General features: G+C 62.8%; 18 protein-coding genes. 10 read left to right on the top strand and 8 right to left on the bottom strand.

Going from position 1 to position 18948, the window contains the following annotated elements; genetic code table 11:
- Position 1: 1 nt before the first annotated feature.
- From plsX to EDD52_RS00160, 3 genes are all read right to left on the bottom strand, one after another.
- On the bottom strand, positions 2-1102 hold the full coding sequence (gene plsX / locus EDD52_RS00170; RefSeq protein ID WP_132241012.1) for a phosphate acyltransferase PlsX: 1101 nt from the start codon (positions 1100-1102) through the stop codon (positions 2-4).
- Positions 1103-1123: 21 nt separating this feature from the next.
- Positions 1124-1330 carry a 50S ribosomal protein L32 gene (gene rpmF / locus EDD52_RS00165; protein WP_084349852.1) on the bottom strand — a complete coding sequence of 69 codons (207 nt, stop codon included), beginning with the start codon at positions 1328-1330 and terminating at the stop codon, positions 1124-1126.
- A 170-nt stretch (positions 1331-1500) separates the two neighbouring features.
- Positions 1501-2058, bottom strand: a complete 558-nt coding sequence (locus tag EDD52_RS00160; protein ID WP_132241011.1) for a YceD family protein — start codon at positions 2056-2058, stop codon at positions 1501-1503.
- A gap of 86 nt (positions 2059-2144) precedes the next feature.
- Here EDD52_RS00160 and EDD52_RS00155 point away from each other — a divergent pair, with 86 nt between their 5' ends.
- From EDD52_RS00155 to EDD52_RS00145, 3 genes are all read left to right on the top strand, one after another.
- Complete coding sequence (locus EDD52_RS00155) at positions 2145-2606, top strand: outer membrane protein assembly factor BamE (RefSeq protein ID WP_132241010.1); 462 nt, start codon at positions 2145-2147, stop codon at positions 2604-2606.
- Between the two features lie 68 nt (positions 2607-2674).
- The gene (locus EDD52_RS00150; RefSeq protein WP_132241009.1) at positions 2675-3415 is read left to right on the top strand and encodes a GNAT family N-acetyltransferase; all 741 of its coding nucleotides are present in this window, start codon (positions 2675-2677) and stop codon (positions 3413-3415) included.
- 203 nt (positions 3416-3618) lie between these two features.
- Complete coding sequence (locus EDD52_RS00145; RefSeq protein WP_132241008.1) at positions 3619-5433, top strand: ABC-F family ATP-binding cassette domain-containing protein; 1815 nt, start codon at positions 3619-3621, stop codon at positions 5431-5433.
- Between the two features lie 47 nt (positions 5434-5480).
- Here the strand turns inward: EDD52_RS00145 and EDD52_RS00140 are convergent, their stop codons facing one another.
- Positions 5481-6563 carry an AbrB family transcriptional regulator gene (locus EDD52_RS00140; RefSeq protein ID WP_132241007.1) on the bottom strand — a complete coding sequence of 361 codons (1083 nt, stop codon included), beginning with the start codon at positions 6561-6563 and terminating at the stop codon, positions 5481-5483.
- A 117-nt stretch (positions 6564-6680) separates the two neighbouring features.
- On the opposite strand from EDD52_RS00140, the gene EDD52_RS00135 reads away from it, so the two are divergent.
- The 3 genes from EDD52_RS00135 to EDD52_RS00125 all read left to right on the top strand — a co-directional run bounded on the left by EDD52_RS00135 (position 6681) and on the right by EDD52_RS00125 (position 9297).
- Entirely contained in the window at positions 6681-7799 is a 1119-nt protein-coding gene (locus tag EDD52_RS00135; protein WP_132241006.1) for an acetoin utilization protein AcuC, read from the top strand.
- Positions 7800-8170: 371 nt separating this feature from the next.
- Positions 8171-8659, top strand: coding sequence for a peptidase associated/transthyretin-like domain-containing protein (locus EDD52_RS00130; protein WP_132241005.1), 489 nt, complete (start codon positions 8171-8173; stop codon positions 8657-8659).
- 5 nt (positions 8660-8664) lie between these two features.
- Positions 8665-9297 carry a ferric reductase-like transmembrane domain-containing protein gene (locus EDD52_RS00125; protein WP_132241004.1) on the top strand — a complete coding sequence of 211 codons (633 nt, stop codon included), beginning with the start codon at positions 8665-8667 and terminating at the stop codon, positions 9295-9297.
- 145 nt (positions 9298-9442) lie between these two features.
- Here the strand turns inward: EDD52_RS00125 and EDD52_RS00120 are convergent, their stop codons facing one another.
- Together EDD52_RS00120 and EDD52_RS00115 are read right to left on the bottom strand one after the other, a co-directional pair.
- Entirely contained in the window at positions 9443-10528 is a 1086-nt protein-coding gene (locus EDD52_RS00120) for an FAD-binding oxidoreductase (RefSeq protein WP_132241003.1), read from the bottom strand.
- A 4-nt stretch (positions 10529-10532) separates the two neighbouring features.
- The gene (locus tag EDD52_RS00115) at positions 10533-11774 is read right to left on the bottom strand and encodes an aromatic ring-hydroxylating oxygenase subunit alpha (RefSeq protein WP_132241002.1); all 1242 of its coding nucleotides are present in this window, start codon (positions 11772-11774) and stop codon (positions 10533-10535) included.
- Between the two features lie 260 nt (positions 11775-12034).
- Between EDD52_RS00115 and EDD52_RS00110 the strand changes: the two genes are divergently transcribed.
- Complete coding sequence (locus EDD52_RS00110; protein WP_132241953.1) at positions 12035-14131, top strand: 4Fe-4S binding protein; 2097 nt, start codon at positions 12035-12037, stop codon at positions 14129-14131.
- Positions 14128-15000: an FAD:protein FMN transferase gene (locus EDD52_RS00105; RefSeq protein ID WP_132241001.1), complete on the top strand. Its 873-nt coding sequence runs from the start codon at positions 14128-14130 to the stop codon at positions 14998-15000. Before EDD52_RS00110 ends, EDD52_RS00105 begins: the two co-directional genes overlap by 4 nt.
- 14 nt (positions 15001-15014) lie before the next feature.
- Here the strand turns inward: EDD52_RS00105 and EDD52_RS00100 are convergent, their stop codons facing one another.
- Positions 15015-15917 carry a substrate-binding periplasmic protein gene (locus tag EDD52_RS00100; RefSeq protein ID WP_132241000.1) on the bottom strand — a complete coding sequence of 301 codons (903 nt, stop codon included), beginning with the start codon at positions 15915-15917 and terminating at the stop codon, positions 15015-15017.
- Between the two features lie 3 nt (positions 15918-15920).
- Complete coding sequence (gene pedF, locus EDD52_RS00095) at positions 15921-16619, bottom strand: cytochrome c-550 PedF (protein WP_132240999.1); 699 nt, start codon at positions 16617-16619, stop codon at positions 15921-15923.
- Between the two features lie 147 nt (positions 16620-16766).
- On the opposite strand from pedF, the gene EDD52_RS00090 reads away from it, so the two are divergent.
- Positions 16767-17942 (top strand): ABC transporter substrate-binding protein, encoded by a 1176-nt coding sequence (locus EDD52_RS00090; protein ID WP_132240998.1) that lies wholly within the window; start codon positions 16767-16769, stop codon positions 17940-17942.
- Positions 17939-18898 (top strand): YVTN family beta-propeller repeat protein, encoded by a 960-nt coding sequence (locus EDD52_RS00085; RefSeq protein WP_132240997.1) that lies wholly within the window; start codon positions 17939-17941, stop codon positions 18896-18898. Before EDD52_RS00090 ends, EDD52_RS00085 begins: the two co-directional genes overlap by 4 nt.
- Positions 18899-18948: the final 50 nt, after the last annotated feature.

The following is an 18948-nucleotide window of genomic DNA, read 5'->3' as shown; positions in this document are numbered from 1 at the left end:
GTTATGTGTCCGTTTCTTCGTCGACTGGTGTCGCATCCTGCGGCTGTAGGGCCGTAGATGCAACCCGTGCGGCCAGTTTGCCGGTAAACCCAGTCTGGGCAAGCTGCTCGGCAAGCTTCAGCGCTGCGGCGACTCCGGTCGCGTCGGCAGAGCCATGAGACTTCACGACCGTGCCATTCAGGCCCAGGAAAACGCCCCCGTTCACGCGGCGCGGATCAATCCGCTTGCTCAGCCGCTTGAGAGAGCTGACAGCGAGCAGGGACGCCAGACGCGACAGGAAGGAATAGTTGAAAGCGTCCTTCAGATGCTGGCGGATCAGGCTGGCGGTGCCTTCGCCGGTCTTCAGCGCCACATTGCCGGTGAACCCGTCTGTGACGATCACATCGGCCACGTCGCCGGGAAGGTCGCTGCCCTCGACGAAACCCACGAATTCGAAACGCGCCTCTGCTGCACGGGCGCCGATCAGGTCATGCGCTTCCTTGAGCTCGGCCCGGCCCTTGTGTTCCTCGGTTCCGACATTCAGCAGGCCAACGCGGGGGTGATCGATTCCCATCCCGTTGCGGGCATAGGACGTCCCCATCAGAGCGTATTGCAGCAGGTCATGCGCGTCGGCGCGGATATCGGCGCCAACATCCAGCATCACGTTGAAGCCAGACGGGCTGCGGGAAGGCCAGAGTATGGCGATGGCAGGGCGGTTCACGCCCGGCAGCTTGCGCAGGCGCACCATCGACAGCGCCATGAGCGCACCGGTATTGCCGCAACTGACGCAGACTGTCGCTTCGCCGTTGCGCACTGATTCCAGCGCCGACCACATGGACGTGTTCTTGCCGTTGCGCATCACCTGAGAAGGCTTGTCCTCCATCCGGACAACACCTGCAGCGTCGCGAATCTCGCAACGCTGTTTTAGCTGCTTGTGGCGCGCAACAAGTTTTTCCAGCTCGGCCGCAGAGCCGTGCAGGATAAACCGGAGATCAGGACTCTTGGTCGCGGCTCGGTCAAGCCCGGCGACAACAACCGCAGGGCCCAGGTCGCCGCCCATGGCGTCGACCGAAAGAACCGTTGGCCCGGACATATCTCCGGTCTTGTCTTGCAAACCGGTCATGAAGGGCCGCGGTTCCTGAAGTTAAGCTGCGTCGTCTTCCAGGTCGATCTCGTCGGCCTGAGCAATCACTTCGCGTTCCGCGTAGTGGCCACAAGCAGGGCAGACGTGGTGCGGACGCTTGAGTTCGCCGCAGTTGTCGCACTCGTTCGGGTTGGCTGCAACCAGCGAGTCATGCGCGCGACGGTTGTTGCGGCGCGATTTGGATACTTTGTTCTGTTGGACGGCCATGTCTCAACCTCGGTTAGCTTTCGGGGGCATGGCGGTCATGCCCGGTGTCATTCAACTGTGCCGCGCCTCATAGTGCGGAAGCGGTATCTGGCACAAGCCCTCAATTCGGGTGAAGGCGCGAAAATACAGCGAAACCTGCCCTGTGCAAGAGATAAGTTCCGCCGCGGCGATTATTCCTCGCCCTTGAGCTTGTCGCGCAGCCCTGCAAGCCCGGCGAAAGGTTTGACATCCTCATCCGACATGGGTGCGACCCCCGGTTCTGCAAAGGCCGCGCGCTCCAGTTCGGCGTCGGGGACGCGCGGATAGGCGGGCAGGGCCAGCGCCAGTGCTTCGGCCATCACGGCGGATGCGTTGATCGTCTCTCCCAGGGGCTCGATCGTGTCGTCCTCGGGCATTTCGGTTTCAGACCCGGCTTCGGGCGCGTCTTTTTCCGATATCGGTTCGAATCGCCGGTCGATAGATTCGTCGATCCGCGTGGTCACCGGCGCGAGGGTCACGACGCAGGACTGCACGACAGTCGCGCCCAGCTTTGCCTCCAGCCGCCACCCCCTGCGCCCGACGGGAACAAGGGTGCCCGCAAAGCTCAGCTTGCGGATGCCCTCGATGCCGAGTTCCCTTGCCAGACGGGCGCGCGCATCCCCATCGGGGCTGAGCGAAAACGACGTCGGGTGCTTGGTCGAGAGGGCCGCGGTGCGAAATATCCCTGCGTCTTCCGGATGATCTGCCATGAAAGCGTGTGCTTCCTTTCTTGAACGGGGTGCATTCCTTATGTAATCGAGATAGAAGGGCAAACGGGCCAAGGCAAGAGGACAGAATGCAAGGCAGGATAATCGGGCTGAAAGCGGCACTATGCGGCACAGCACTTCTGTTTCTCGGCGCCTGTGTCGCCCAGTATCGCAGTCATGGCTATGTGCCGACGGAGGATATTCTGTCGGAGATCGTCGTCGGCGTCGACACGCGCGGCACGGTCGAGGACGTCGTTGGCGTGCCGTCGACCGCAGGCGTGCAGAATGAAAGCGGGTTCTACTACGTCGAAAGCGAGATCCGGCATTTCGCGTACAAGGCGCCAGAGGTGGTCGACCGTTCCGTGCTTGCCATCAGCTTTGACGAGGCGGGCGTTGTCACGAATATCGAACGCTACGGGCTCGAGGATGGCCAGGTTGTGCCATTGGCCCGGCGTATCACCCGCACCAATGACGGTGACCTGAGCTTCATCCGCAAGCTCTTTGGCAATATCGGTCGGCTTTCGGCCGCGGATTTGCTGGGCGACGGCTAGGCGAAGGCGATGGTCCGGTCGGCGTGCTGTCGCAGGGTCGGAACTGGCTTGGCGCGCAGGGCCGCGCCATGAAACCCATCCGCCGAGGGCGATATCAGGCGCGGCTTGCCGAAACGGCGGATGATCTTCGCGCGGCGCTGCATCTGCGTCAGATCGCCTTTCGGGGTGGGCTGGGCGACCGGATGGAAGACGCCGACTGTCACGACCTTGATTTCGCACATATGCTTGTCGAAGACCGGGCCACGGACGAGCTTGTTTGCTGCTACCGTTTTCTGCTGCTGGACGACGAGAGTAAGACGGAACGCAGCTATGCCGCGCGCTTTTATGATCTGTCTGCCCTTGCGCGCCTGCCCGGACCCAAGGTCGAGCTTGGCCGCTTTTGCAGCCGCCCCGGCCTGCGCGACCCGGATGTGCTGCGGCTGGCCTGGGCGGCGATGACACGATTCGTGGATGCGAGGGGCGCGGTCTTGCTCTTTGGCTGCGCGTCCTTTCCCGGCGCGAATCCTGCGCCGCATGAGGAGAGCCTTGCGCTGTTGGGCGCGCGCCACGTTGCGCCAGACAGCTGGCGACCGGGTGAGAGGGCGGCGGACGTGGTGCCGCTGCCCCGCGATGATACGCGCCCGACCGACGAAAGATCGGCGATGCAGAAGATGCCAGGCCTCTTACGGTCCTATCTGCAACTGGGTGGCCGGGTCAGCGATCACGCGGTGATCGACCGCGACATCGACACGCTTCACGTCTTTATCGGGGTAGAGCCCGCGCTGATTCCCCCCGCGCGCAAGCGGTTGTTGCGGGCGCTTGTGGACTAAGCCATCGCAGAACGTCCTGCGTGGGCGGGACAGACGGTGCTGCCGCCCGCAGGCAACGGGCATCTCTCTGGCCCGTGCGCTGGGAGGCGTTCGAAGCAACAAACTGCCGTCATGCCCTGAAGGTCCCCGCTGCCTGGGCGTTGATGGCCGCATCCGGCGCGGGCGGTCTTGACCTTTCGCCGCTTCGGGCCTAGCGGGGCGGGATGGCACAAGCTCCTCTTTTACAACTCTCCGATATCTCGCTGACCTTCGGCGGCGATCCGGTATTCGACGATCTGTCCCTTGTTGTTCAGCCCGGCGACCGCGTGGCGCTGGTGGGACGAAACGGTTCCGGCAAATCGACCTTGATGAAAGTCATGGCAGGGCTCGTCGAACCAGATGTCGGGGCGTGTGTGGTCCGTCCCGGCGTCAGCGTCGGCTACATGGAACAGGACCCGGACCTTTCCGGCTTTGCCACCTTGGGGGATTACGCGGCCCACGGGCTGGAGCCGGGACAGATGTACATGGTTGAGCGCGCAGGCGAGGGCCTGAAATTCGACCCGGATCGCCCGGTAAGCTCTGCCTCGGGTGGCGAGCGGCGGCGCGCTGCGCTGGCGCGGCTGATGGCAGACACGCCAGAGCTGATGCTGCTGGACGAGCCCACCAACCACCTTGATATCGAGGCCATCGGCTGGCTGGAGGCGGAGCTGAAATCCACCCGCGCCGCCTTTGTCCTGATCTCGCATGACCGTCGGTTCCTGACAGAACTGACCCGCGCCACGCTGTGGATTGATCGCGGCAAGGTGCGGCGGCAAGAAACAGGCTTTGCCGGGTTCGAGGCATGGCGCGACAAGACCTGGGAAGAAGAAGACCAGAGCCGCCACAAACTGAACCGCAAGATCAAGGCCGAAGCGCGTTGGGCGGTCGAGGGCATCAGCGCCCGGCGCAAGCGCAATCAGGGCCGCGTCCGGGCGTTGCAGGACTTGCGGGCGGAACGCGCGGGCATGATCCGGCGGCAGGGCACCGCGGCCATGGAACTGGCGGCAGGTCCGCAATCGGGCAAGAAGGTGATCGAGGCAGAGGGCATCACCAAATCCTTTGGCGACAAGCCGATCCTGCGCGCCTTTGATCTGAAGGTGCAGCGCGGCGACCGTGTCGCCTTTGTCGGGCCGAACGGCGTGGGCAAGACCACGCTGATCCGCATGCTCACCGGAGAGATTGCGCCGGATCAGGGCAAGGTGAGCCTTGGCACCAACCTTGCGATGGCGGTGTTTGACCAGACCCGCGCGCAGTTGGATCCGAACATGAGCCTGTGGGACAGCCTGACCGGCGATCCGGACATGCGGGTCAGCGGCAAGGCGGACCAGATCATGGTGCGCGGCCAGCCCAAACATGTCGTGGGCTACCTCAAGGAATTCCTGTTCGACGATGCGCAGGCGCGCGCGCCCGTGCGTTCGCTGTCGGGCGGTGAGAAAGCACGCCTGCTGCTGGCCAAGATCATGGCGCGGGAATCGAACCTTTTGGTGCTGGACGAACCGACCAATGATCTGGATGTCGAAACGCTGGACCTGTTGCAGGACCTTCTGGGCGAGTATCCCGGCACGGTTCTGCTGGTCAGCCACGACCGCGATTTCATTGACCGGGTCGCCACGACGACCGTGGCGATGGAAGGCGACGGGCGTGCCACCATCTATGCCGGCGGGTGGAGCGATTATCAGGCGCAACGGGCAGAGGGGATGTCGGACCCTGCCGCTGAAAAGCCGAAGGCGAAGCCTGCGAAATCCGTATCATCGCCTGCGAAGGGGGCACCGACGGGGCTGAGCTTTACCGAAAAGCATCGGCTGGAGGCGCTGCCCAAGGTGCTGGAGCGTCTGGAAGCAGAGATCGCGAAGCTGGAAGAATTTCTGGCGGCACCTGACCTGTTCACCAAAGAGCCGTTGAAGTTCAAGAAAGCGACCGAGGCTCTGGTGGAACGTCAGCAGTCTCTGGCAGCGGCCGAAGAAGAATGGCTCGATCTGGCGGAGCGGTCCGAAGGGTGATTTTCGCCTGATATCAAATAATTGTGCGACAGTTCTTAAGTTGTGCCTTAACGTCCGGGCCTTGTGCCAAGGTCAAGCCGGCCAGACAGGAATGTCAGCTCCACCACCGTCAGCAGGATGCGGATCAAGTGGTGAATGCTGACAAGTGCCGGGTTCGCCGAAAGGCTGAGCGCAACCAGCGACATCTCTGTCACCCCGCCGGGTGCAAAGCTGATCAGCATATGTTCGAACGGGATGCCGGTTGCGATGTGGAGCGCAAAGGCGAAGGATGCGCCGACAGCCAGCATCCATGTCACCGAAAGCAGGCTGAGCCCGATTGACCGGCGGAGCATCCGCCCCGTCACGCCGACGAAACGCATGCCAAGCCCCACGCCGACGACCACTTGTGCAACGGCGATGACCCAGCCGGGAAGGTGCAGCGGCAGCAGCCCGGTCAGCGTGGCTAGCCCCGTCAGCACAAGAGGTCCGGTCAGCTGTCCGGCAGGCAGGCGGATGCGCCGCCCGATGGCCTGACCAAGGACAACAAGTGCTGCAAGCGCCAGCAACGCCCCCCAGAGCGGCAGCTCGCCCGGAATGGAGCCGACCGGGGACACCCCCGCCGCGCTGCCCACGGGGGCGCCATTCCAGATCGAGAATCCCAGCGGCAGCAGCGTCACCACAAGGATGATCCGCAGGAATTGCTGGATCGTCAGCACCCGGATATCTGCGCCCGAAGCCTCTCCCATGGTGATGCTTTCCATCAGCCCGCCGGGTGAGCCGCTGAAAAAGGCAGTGGGGCGGTCCATGCCGGCAAGGCGCCGGAAAATCAGGAAGTTCCCCGCATGTGCGATCAGCACGAAAAGGGTCAGCGCGATCAGGCTGAGCGGGAGCATCCCCAATTGCGAGATCATCGCGGGAGAGACCTGCGTCCCGATCATGACGCCGATCACCCCGACAAAGGTTTCGCGCATGCGCGGCGGAAAGACATAGCCCGAAAGCACCCTGTCCGGCGCCGTGCCGACCAGTGCCGCAATTGCGGCAAGGCTGCCCAGCATCCATGGCATGGGCAGATGCAGCGCGGCGGCAAGGCATCCGCCGATCGTCCCGGCCAGAAGCATCGTCGCGGTGAGAAGAAGAAATCGCGGGGTCATGCCTCGGCCCGATCAGTGGTCATGCAAGCCGCTTACCGTAGGGTCAGTGGGCATGCAATCGTCGCATTTCCCGCTCCGGGCTTGGCAAGGGGGTATGGGGCGCTACTCTGGCAGGCCATGCAGGCGCCCTTGTTCATCGGATCGAATATCTATCGCGGGTCCAGCTACGGCCGGATGCATCCGCTCTCCATCCCGCGTGTGCCGACGGTGATTGACCTGTCGCGCGCGCTCGGCTGGCTGCCGCAGGCGCAGTACCGCACCTCTCCGCGCGCGAAGGCAGCCGGGCTCACCGGGTTTCACACCCCCGCCTATGTCGCAGCCCTGATGGCGGCAGAGGCGGACCAGTCGGTCGACGAGGCAACCCGAGAGCGCCACGGGCTGGGCACCTTGTCCAACCCGGTCTTTGCAGAGATGTTCCGCAGACCGGCCACGGCGGCGGGCGGCTCTCTTCTGGCGGCTGAGCTGCTGGTTTCAGGTGGGGTGGTCTATAACCCCGGCGGCGGCACCCATCACGGGATGGCCGATCGTGCGGCCGGGTTCTGCTATCTCAACGATCCGGTTCTTGCGATCCAGCGGCTTCTGGCGCTTGGCTGTGGCCCGGTCGCCTATGTCGATATTGATGCCCATCACTGCGACGGGGTGGCGAGCGCCTTTGAAGGGGCCGAAGATGTCCGCATGATCTCTGTCCATGAAGGCGCGCGCTGGCCCTTTACCGGCGGGCTGGAGGATGACGGTGGAGGGGCGGCACTGAACCTACCGGTGCCGCGCGGCTTCAATGACAGCGAATTTGCGCTCGTGCTGGACAAGGTGATCCTGCCCGCCGTCGCTGCCTTTCGCCCCGGCGCCATCGTGTTGCAATGCGGGGCTGACGCAGTCACCGAAGATCCGTTGTCACGGCTGGCGCTGTCCAACAACGCCCATTGGCAAACGGTCCAGAGGTTGCGGGATCTTGCGCCGCGTCTGCTGGTACTTGGCGGTGGCGGCTACAATCCATGGTCGGTCGGGCGCTTGTGGACCGGGGTTTGGGGGGTGCTGAACGGCCATGAAATTCCCGACCGGTTGCCAGCGGAGGCCGAGGCGCTGCTGCACGGGCTGACATGGTCGCGCGGGGCGGGGCGAAATCCGCCAGAGCATTGGTTCACGACGCTGCGTGACGCCCCGCGCGATGGCCCGATCGGGTCCGATCTGCGCGCCGATGTGCAGCATCTGGCGGGGCGGCTCTTGGCCAAGGTCTGACCCGGCGGCCGCGCGGTATGTCTCAATTTGGCAGGTATTGCGGGCGGATTCCGATGTGTCGAATAGCATTTGCCCAAGGCAAAATCTGAAGTTGATGCGAGTCGCGGTTTCAAATTTTCGGGCAAGAATGGCGGCCGGGTTGAGATTTGTGGCGTTCGCACAGCCTTTGGGCAAGTTTGTTGGCTGCCTGAATGAATGCGCTGTTTTGCGTCGCTGCGGGCGGGCGTGAGCACTACGATGCTCGCGCGGGCGTGAGAAGTATTTATCTGTGCGCCCGCGACGAAGGCTCGGAAATGGCCGAAAAACGCGCTATATTCTGTGTGCTGCCCACGCAAGCCAAGCGACGGGCGCGCTCGCAAAGAGGAACTCAGATGGCTGATCTTGTCACCACCCGTCGTAGATTTCTGACCTCGACTGGTGCCCTCATGGCCGTGGGGCTGGGCGGCCTTACTGAGCCCGCGCGTGCGCAAGGCGTGGCGCCGACGCCCTCCATGCGGGGTGGGGCCAACAACTATCGTCCCGGCGCGCCCATCGTGAAACGTATCGGCGGGGGCGGCTTTTGGATGACGGGAACAGTTCGGCGCGCCGGGGATGGTGTGCCGCTGCCGGGTCAACGCATTCAGATCTGGGCGCATACGACCGAAGGGCACGAGCGTGACGCGCGCAGCCATGGCGCAACCCTGACGGACGAAAACGGAGAGTTCCGGCTGGAAATGCCGCAAATCGTTCCGGCATTCGGACAGGCGCACGGGCATCTCGCCTATGACAGCGAGGAGTTCGAGAGCGTCTTTCTTCGCCCGGTGATGCGCCGTTCCAGCGATACCAGCCTGTCTGCGGATTTCGTCCTGCGCCCGGCTTGACGGCAATGCGTGGCATCGGGGCCGGGCCAGTCGTGAAAGCCCTCGTCTGGGTATTGGTGACCGCCGCGATGATTGCGCCTGTGATTGCAGCCGCGAACAGCCCGCTTCTGGCCTGGCGCGACCCGATCTATATCGCGGCCGGGTTTGCAGGCATCCTTGGCCTGAGCCTGATGCTGCTTCAGCCCTTGCTTGCCGGTGGCGACCTGCCGGGCCTGTCGGGAATGCGCGGGCGGCGGGTTCACCGCATTGTCGGAGGGTTGTTGCTGGTCGCGGTGATCTTCCATGTTGCTGGGCTGTGGGTGACAAGCCCTCCGGATGTCGTCGATGCGCTGCTCTTCGTGTCACCGACGCCCTTTTCTGCCTGGGGTGTTATCGCGATGTGGGCGGTGATCGCCTCGGGCGTGTTCGCGGCGCTTCGGCGCAGGATGCGCGTGCCGCCACGCGTTTGGCGGCGTTTTCACACCGCGCTGGCAGTGGTGATCGTCATGGGGACGGTCGTTCACGCGGTGCAGATCGAAGGCACGATCGAGACGGTTACGAAACTGGGTCTTTGCGCGCTTGTCATCGCCGCCACAATACGGACGGTGGTCAAATTGCAGGTGCTGGCAAAGCGCCCGCGTCGACAGCCAGACGCCTGACGGACAGGCGGTGGCGCCGTGGACGCCGTTTTTCACCGCGAGGCGGACTGGCAGTAACGGTGATCACGCGCCTGAATCCGGCGGAGGCGTGGCGTCTGCCCGCAAGAAAGCGGGCATCCGGACGCGTGATGCGTCGGGGGTTGGGTCAGACATCCACCTCGACGGTGCCGATCGGCTTGGAACAGCAGGCGAGGATGAACCCTGCCTCGATGTCGTCCTCTGAAATCCCTCCGTTATGCACCATATGAACCTCACCGGACGTTTTCCGGATCTTGCACGTGCCGCAGACGCCGAAAGTGCACCCCGAGGGGATGACGATCCCGGCCGCTCTGGCGACGGCCAGCACCGTATCGGTCTCGTGGCAGTCTGCTGATACGTCCGAGCGGGCAAAGGACACGGTTGCTGTGGCGTCATTGTCAGGCACAACGTCGTCATGTTCGGGGATCTGCGCTTCGGTCTTGACCGGTGCGCCAAAGCTTTCCTGATGATAGCGGTCCATGTCGTAACCAAGCGCAATCAGCATTTCGCGAACGGCATCCATGAACGGTTCCGGCCCGCAGCAGTAGATCTCCCGCTCCAGATAGTCGCCGGCGATGAGGCCGATCACCAACTGGTTGAGCCGCCCGCGCAACCCGGTCCAGACCTGATAGGGGTCGTCTTCCTCGACGATGAAGAACAGCTTGATCGACGGCACGCGAGAGGCCATTTGCTCCAGCCGCTGACGCGCGATGATGTCCTGGGGGCGTTGGGCGCAATTCACGAACACCACGTCGACATCCGTGCCACGGTCGTAAAGATAGGTGGTCATCGCCAGCGAAGGCGTGATCCCCGAACCGGCCGACAGGAACAGGTATTTGTTGCGCGCCTTCCGCGGCAGGGTGAAAATGCCCGCCGGACCCGTCGCCTTGATCCGTGCGCCGGGGCGCAGATGGTCCAGCATCCAGCGTGTTCCTATACTGCCCGGCTGCGCCTTGACAGTCACCGAGATCGTCAGGGGCCGCGATGGCGACGACGAGATCGTGTAGGTTTTCCAGACGGTTCCGCCGGGCAATGGCAGCTCCAGCGTCAGGAACTGGCCGGGCTCGTAGCGAAATTGCGCGCCGCTGGGCGACACGAAGCTGAACGTTGCCGTGTTGGGGGCCTCCGGCACGACGGCGCAGCATTCCAGCGGTTCGGCATCGGTCCAGATCCCGGCATCGTCTGAAACGGTCAGATCGGTCTGCATCCTCATCCCCTTACTCCGCCGCCATGGCTTCGGCCCGGCCGGTGATGGCGCGGATCAGGGTGGAGGCGTACCAATCCACGAACTGGATGTTGCCGCCTTCATGCGTCGGTGAATAGGGGCCCGGCTGATAAGCGGGGGACAGGATGCCGCGCTGGTTATTCTCGACCACCTCGCGGTCTTCGTCATTGGTCGCGATCCAAACCTCTGTCAGGCGTTTGAGGTCGTAATCCTGTCCCTCGACAGCATCCTTGTGGACCAGCCATTTGGTGCAGACTTCGGTTTCCATCGGGCCAATCGGCGTCACGCGGAAGAGGATCGAATGGTCGGACAGGAAGTGGTTCCAGCTGCCGGGATATTTGAATTTCAACAAGGCGCCGGCATCGCGGAAGGGCAGGGTGGAGTTTGGCTTTGTTACCGCCACCTTGCCATCCATGGTATAGCTTTCCGCCTTATCAAGCAGCGGTGTGCGCACGAAACGCCAATCCCCAAGCGCCGAAATCTTGTGTGCAAAGGGCGCGCCTGCGGCGTCGCAGCGTTGCCGGTGCTCCTTTTGAAGGCTGTCCAGTTCGCCGCTCTGATCACTGCTGATCAGACGGGGGTCTTCGGGAAAGGTGCGGCAAAGCGAGGGATGATTGCCCGCGCAGTGATAGCATTCGCGGTTGTTTTCCCAGACCAGCTTCCAGTTGCCCTTTTCGATGATCGTGCTTTCATAGGCGAGCTTGGAATTCTCAAGATCATGCGGCGCGAGGTATCGGGTGACCTCTGAGGCGAATTCATCAATCGGCGGCGCAGTGTCGGCAAGGCAGATATAGACCATCCCGCTGACATTGTGGCAATGCACCTGCTTCAGCCCGTGCTGTGAGGCGTCGAAATCCGGCCCCATGTCGCGCGCCCAGAGAAGTCGGCCGTCAAGCTCGTAGGTCCATTGGTGATAGGGGCAGACGAGCCTTGGCCCGGTGCCCTTCTTGGCTTTGCACAGGATTGACCCCCGATGACGGCAGGAGTTGTGGAAGGCGCGGATTTCACCGTCACTGCCCCGCACGATGATCACCGAATAGGTGCCGACATCGTGGACAACATAATTGCCGGTCTTGGGAATTTCGCAGGCGGCAATCGCGAAGAGCCATTCGCGATACCAGATCCTGTCCAGATCGACCTGAAACACGCCCGGATCACAGTAGAGGGACTGCGCAAGCGAATGATCGGGCTTGCGGCGCATCAGCGTTGTGACGACATCGGATTCTAAGAGCATGGGCACTTCCTTGGGTTGTTTTTGCCCGGGCGCGCGGGATCAATTCGTTGCGGTAAAGTTGACACAGACCAGCAAGCAGGCGGGCCTGACTCGCTCTCTTGTGATCGACCTTTGCACACGGTGCGGATGAGCAGAGCGAATTTTGCGACACAGACAATCTTGAATGCGACCAGCCAGGAATAACACGCGCGACGGGGCGCTTTGCGGCTCATACCTTGGTCCAATAGGGCGAAGCCCGGGACGGTCCTAGTTTGTCGGACATGTTAAGATGCAGATCCTGCGCGGCGTTGGTTCTGGCTGTCACGCTTTGGTGCGCGATGGCCCTGAGCGGTGCCGCCCAGCCACTGGGACGCGAGGTTCTGGAGCCCTATATCGTTCCCCCGATGAGCCTTGGCGAAAAGCTGAACGACAAGGGCGTGTGGCAGTTGCTCAATTCCGGCGGGGCAGAGGCCGGTTATGTTTTCGAGACAGAGCCCATGGCCCCGCTGCCGGGTTTTTCCGGTGCGGCGATCAACATGCTGGTCGTGCTCGACCTCGACGGTCGGTTCCTCGACGTGCAGCTTTTGTCCCATAACGAGCCGATCTTCGTGTCCGGGCTGCCTGAAAAGCTGTTCTACGACTTTTTCAAACAGTATCGCGGTCATTCGATTTCGGACACACTGGTTGTGGGCTCTCCCTACGGGGCCGGAGGGGAAGGGTCGGCGCTGGTTTATCTTGACGGTGTGACAAAGGGTACGGCCTCTGTCCGGATCGCGCATGAAAGCATTCTGGCCGCAGCGCTTCAGGTCGCACGCGAGAAAATGAGCGGTATTTCCACCGGCCCGCCCGCCCATCCGGATCCCGCCTATACAGAAGATCTGAGCTGGGACGATCTGGTGGCCCAGAGCATCGTCACCCGCAAAACCATCCTCAACAGCGAGCTCGATGCCGCCTTTGCCGGCACCTTGTGGGAGGATGACGACCCAGAGGCCAGCGCGACCCCCGATGCGCCCTATCTTGACCTGTGGGTCGTGGACCTTGGCCCACCCTCCATTGCCAGCGCGGTTCTGAGCGAGGGCAGTTACGACGAATTGCAGGACCTGATGGCGATTTCCACCACGGATGAGCCGGTCCTTCTGATCGATACGGGGCGCCATGGGCTGATCACCGATGAATTCGTGCGCAACACCGCGCCGGACCTGATCAGCGCCGAACAGGGTGGTTTTCCGATCGCGTTTCGCGATGCGGATATCTACATCGAATTGAACGACGACCTGCCAGAGGCGTTGCAGGACGGCGCGGCGCTGATCCTGCGCACCGATCGCAGGCTGGGGTTTGACCCCACTGCGGAATGGACCGTCCAGATCAAGGCGCTGCGCTCGCACGGGTCCTTTCAGCCGGAGCTGGGCAGCGTGACGCTAAAGGTCGCCCATCAAACACCAGAGCGGTTCTTCCTTCGGCCCGAAACCGTGACACCCCGTGCGCCCTGGGTCGACGCCCTGTGGAACCGGCAGGGGGACCTGATCGTGCTGGGTGTCTTTCTTGCGGGGCTTCTGTTGGCGCTCGGGCGGGGGATGAACCGTCTGGCAGCGCATCCCTACTTCACGCCGATCCGGCTGGGTGTTCTGGCATTTGTGACCGTTTTCATCGGGTGGTGGGGGCAGGGGCAGTTGTCCGTCGCCACGCCGCTGGCCGTTGCGCGTACGGCGCTGGATGGTGGCAGCTTCGCCTTTCTTCTCTACGATCCGTTCTCGCTGATGGTCTGGGGCGCGGCGATTCTGGGCTTCGTCCTTTGGGGGCGGGGGCTTTTTTGCGGCTGGCTTTGTCCGTTTGGTGCGTTGCAGGAATTTGCCCACCACCTTGGCCGCATCCTCCGCCTGCCGCAGATCGAACCGACACCGCGCTGGGATACGCGGTTGAAGGCGCTCAAATATGTCGTACTGGCCAGCCTTGTTGCACTGCTCTTCGCGGCGCCCGGCATGCTTGACAAGGCGATCGAAGTGGAGCCTTTCAAGACGGCGATCACCACGTTTTTCATCCGCGAATGGTATTATGTCGCCTATGCGGCAGGGTTGCTGCTGTTCTCAATGGTGATGTTCAAGGGCTTTTGTCGCTACCTGTGCCCGCTGGGGGCCGTGATGGCGATTGGCGGGTTGCTGCGGGGCCGGGACTGGATTGCAAGGCGCGCCGAATGTGGGTCGCCATGCCAGCTGTGCCGCGTGAAATGCAGCTATGGCGCCATCCGCAAGACGGGCGAGATCAACTTTTCGGAGTGTTTCCAATGCCTCGACTGCGTGACCATCCATGAGGATGGGGCACAATGCGTCCCGTTGATCCTTGCCGCAAAGGGCCGCAAGCTGGGGGTTGCCGCAGAATGACACTCAGCCGCCGCCGTTTTCTGACCATCGTCGCGGGGTTCGCAGCCAGCCCTGCCGCGGCCCTCAGCCATAGCTGGCAAGGCCGCGCGTTCGGGGCGCATGTCAGCATCACGCTGCACGGCCGCAAGGAAATGACGCGGCCCGCGCTGCAGCACGCGCAGCGGCTGATTTCCGAGGTGGAGAGCCTGTTCAGCCTTTACGCGCCGACATCCGATCTGGTTCGGCTCAACCGTGCCGGATGGATCGCGCCGGAGAAGCGATTCCTTGCGTTGATGCGGTCGGCAGACGCGGCGCATCGCCTGACTGGAGGCCTTTTCGATCCAAGCGTACAGCCCCTGTGGCGCGCGCTCAGCGAGGGCGGGGATGTTGAGCGCGCGAAGGCTCTGATCGGTTGGGATCGCGTCCGTTTTGATGCCAATCGCGTCACGCTCGCACCGGGACAGGCGCTGACCTTCAATGGCATCGCGCAGGGCTTCGCCACGGATCTGGTGGCGCAGGCGTTAAAGGCCCACGGGGCCGAACGGACCCTCGTCAATATCGGCGAGTATCGCGGATCGGGGGAGGGCTGGCACCTTGGGGTGGAAGACCCGCAATTCGGCCGGCTTGCGGCGCTTACCCTCAGCGATGGGGCCGTCGCCAGCTCCAGCCCGGCCGCAACACCGCTTGGGGCCGGGGGGCATATCCTGCATTCCCGCGCCGCACCGCGATGGTCCACGGTTCTGGTAGAGGCGGAAACGGCAACATTGGCGGATGCGCTGTCAACTGCGATGGTTTTGGCGCCGCTCGAACAGGTGCATCAGCTGCGCTGGGCCGCAGGGGTTCGCAGGATCATGCTGGTGGACAAGGCCGGTGATCTGATCAGCCTCTGACTGGGGCTTTGGCTTCAGCGCTCCGGCATCTGGTGGGTCAGCCCGTAGGCCTCGAAAATCTGGGCGATCCGCCCGTCCTGCAGCGCATAGTTGATCGCGTCATCCACCGCATATGACAGCGGGCGGTAGCGGAAATTGACCGCAACGCCGACCGTCCACTTGCTGATGGCAAATCCTGCAAGCGGCGGCTGATGCACGTCAGAGCTGTCTGACAGCCCGTATTCCAGCTGACCCAGCGGCCCGGTGACGGCCATCACTTCGCCCGCGTTGAGCGCCTGCATCGCAAGGACCATGTCAGGATAGCGCCGGATATTGCCGTGCAATTGCCCCCCCGCAAGACCGGACAAGTAGAAATCCGAAATGGAGTCGTTTTCGACGCCGACCGTATCAAACCGGAAATAGGCGGGCAGGGGCTTTTCTTCCGGATAGCTTGCCTTGTCATAGGCGATGGCGATGCTTTCGGTGCTGTATTGCCCGGTGAACACCACCTGTTCAACGCGGCATTTGAAGCTGCTGTCATAGGGGATGCGCATCATCACATTGGCCACACGGCCACCTATGAGCGCGCCTTTCCAGATATTGTTGCGCAGATCCGCTTCGAGGTTTTCGCCCGCCGCGACAAAGTTGAACCGCGCCTCGACGCCCAGATCCTCGGCAATCAGGCGCGCGATATCGACGTCCACGCCGCGCGGCGTGCTGCCCTCCTCCCAGCTATAGGGCGGGTAGTCCTCGTAGACGGCAAAGAGCATGTGGCCCTGCTGCTGGATCTCGTCCAGCTCTTTGCCCACGACATCATGTCCGACATTCTGCGGCTTGGGTTGAGGGACATAATCCGCGCAGGGGTCAGCAGCCCGGACCTGCCCCGCAAAGGACAGGCCCAGAACTACCAGGGGGAGGAAGAGAAATCCGCGCGCCATGTGTCAGTGGGCGGCAGACAGACCGATGGTGAGCGTCTCTGCCGCGGTTTTGAACGCCTCGGGCGAACCGTCGATCAGGTTGGCCGCGCGGTAGGCGACGCTGTCGGCCACGGGAGCACCCGAGAGCGTCTCGATCTGGGTGGCAATCTCGCCCAGACGTGATTTCAGCGCATCGGTATCGGCCCCGCCCGCATCGGTGGCATATGTGGCCAGCTCGTCTCGCAGCGCCTTCAGCTCGTCGGAATATTCTTCCATCTGATCGCTGTCGGGGCGCGTTTCGACATAGGTCCGGATCGCCCAGGCCGCGTCCTGCCCCAGAAGTTCGCCGAAGGCGGGCATCTTGGTGGTGCCGTTCTGGGTGTAGCCTTCGCGGAACCGCTCAATGTACCATTCGTCGCCGTATTCCTCGGCCTCAAGGAAGCGCAGGTCGGGGGCAAGCCCGCCTGACACGACTTCGAGCCCGTGGCAGCGCGCGCAGTTCTGGTTGTAACCCGAGGCACCGATCTCGACCGCTTTCAGCCAAACCTCTTCGCCAGCGGTTTCCGCGCGATACGGGTTTTCGGTCAGCCATTCCTCGCCATTCTCCGGCAATCCGGTCGTGTCCACGGCTTGCGGGGCGACGTCGCCATGCGCATGCGTCAGCGTGGTGGTGGCAAGCAGGCAGCCTAGTGCCAAGAGCCCTTTGAGCGATGTCGAGTTCATAGTTGTCCTCCCGAAACTTCTGCAATCCGTTTGCAGTGAAGTATGCCAGCGCATCCGGGGTGGGGTATTGGACTTTGGTTGCGATTCACCCTGAACAGGACCAAAGTCGCATTCCTGCCGCATCATTGGCCTTGATAGCGTCAGCCCATGAAACGCAACAGCCTTCACCGACTTCTGTCCACCTGTGCGGCGATGCTTTGGGCGTCTTTCGCGACGGCCGAGGTCACGTTGAACATCGGTTATCTTGCCGTTGAACAGCCGCGCGCGGCCGTGCTGTCGAACCTTGATCCGATCCCCGATGACGATGGCCTTGCCGGGGCGCGGACCGCGCTTCAGGACAACCTTGTGACGGGCAGGTTCCTTGGCCATGGATACGAGATGACAGAGGCTGTCGTGCCAGAGGGCGATGACCCGCTTGCCACGGCAAAGGCGCTTCTGGCGGCAACGCGGTTTCTGGTGGTCGACGCCCCGGCAGAGGTGCTGGTGCAGATCGCGGACCTGCCAGAGGCGCAGGGCGCGATGATCTTCAATACTTCCTCTGGCGACGTGGCCCTGCGGGACAATGCCTGCCGCGCGAACCTGTTTCACACATCGCCGTCTGATGCGATGCGGACAGATGCGCTCGCGCAGGTTCTGGTGCAGAAACGCTGGACGGATCTGGTGATGATCGCGGGCACGCGTCCGCAGGATCAGGCCTATGCGTCCGCTTTGCGGCACAGTCTAACCAAGTTCGGGCTGCGCCTGTCTGCCGAAAAGGAATGGGCATTCGATGCAGACATGCGGCGCAGCGCCGCCCAGGAGATCCCGCTATTCACGCAGGAATTGGGCGATTATGACGCGTTGATCGTTGCTGACGAGCTGCATGATTTCGGACGTTACGTGCTTTACAACACGTGGCAGGCCCGTCCCGTTGTGGGGTCGGAGGGGCTGAGCGCCGTGGGCTGGTCGCCGGTGATCGAACAGTGGGGGGCTGCACAGCTTCAGTCGCGGTTCGAAGAGATGCACGGGCGCGAGATGACATCGCAGGACTACGCCGCCTGGGCGGCCTTGCGCACATTGGGCGAAGCAGTGACGCGCACGAATGCGTCGGACCCGCAGACGCTGCGCAGCTATATCCTGTCCGATGAATTCGAGCTGGCCGGGTTCAAGGGGCGCCCGCTGACGTTCCGCGACTGGAACGGCCAGATGCGACAGCCCATTGCCATCGCACATCCCCGCGCACTTGTGGCGCAGGCCCCGCTTGAAGGGTTCCTGCACCAGAACAACGAGCTTGACAGCCTGGGGCTCGACCGCCCCGAAAGCAAATGCGAGGCCTTTGAATGATCCGAGTTGCAACAGCCTGCCTGATGTTCGCCCAGCCCGTCCTTGCCGACGAAATCTGGGTGACCAATGAAAAGGACAACACCGTTTCCGTCATCTCGACTGAAACGCTGGAGGTGGTCCAGACCTACGAGACCGGCGAGCGGCCGCGTGGCATCACCTTTTCCCGGGATTTCTCGCGCGCCTATATCTGTGCATCCGACAGCAACGCCGTGCAGGTGATGGATCCCGCCACCGGCAAGATCCTGCATGACCTGCCCTCGGGCGCCGACCCCGAACAATTCGTGCTGCACCCCGATGACCGGCATCTTTACATCGCCAACGAGGACGACGCGATCACAACCGTGGTCGATACCGAAACCCGCAAGGTCGTGGCGCAGATTGATGTTGGCATTGAACCCGAAGGCATGGCGGTGTCCCCCGATGGCAGGATCGCGATCACCACGTCCGAAACCACCAATATGGCGCATTGGATCGATACCGAAACGCAGCAGCTCTTTGCCAATACGCTTGTCGACAGCCGCCCCCGCCATGCCGAATTCGTCAAGGACGGAGCAGAGCTGTGGGTGAGCTCGGAAATCGGCGGCACGATCACGGTGTTCGACACCGAAACGCAGGCCGAAAAGGCGAAGTTCGGCTTCGAGGTACAGGGCGTGCATCCTGACCGCGTGCAGCCTGTCGGCTTTGAATTTGCCGAAGGGGACACGCATGCTTTCGTCGCACTTGGACCGTCCAACCATGTTGCCGTCGTCAATGCCGATACCTACGAGGTTGAGGATTACATTCTGGTCGGGCGGCGTGTCTGGCACATGGCCTTCAACAGGGATCGCACGCAGCTGTTTACCACCAATGGCGTCTCCGGCGATGTCACGGTGATTGATGTGGCCGCGCGCAAGGCTGTCAAATCCATCAAGGTCGGGCGTTTCCCCTGGGGCGCAGCCTTCCGCCCGACGGAGTAGGGGCACTTCGGTTTCCATGGCGGAAGCGGTGCAGGCACCTCTACGACCAC

Origin of the sequence: Primorskyibacter sedentarius (assembly GCF_004342065.1) — a bacterium.
GTDB classification, from domain to species: Bacteria; Pseudomonadota; Alphaproteobacteria; order Rhodobacterales; family Rhodobacteraceae; genus Primorskyibacter; species Primorskyibacter sedentarius.
This window is presented reverse-complemented; position numbering and strand designations above follow the sequence as displayed.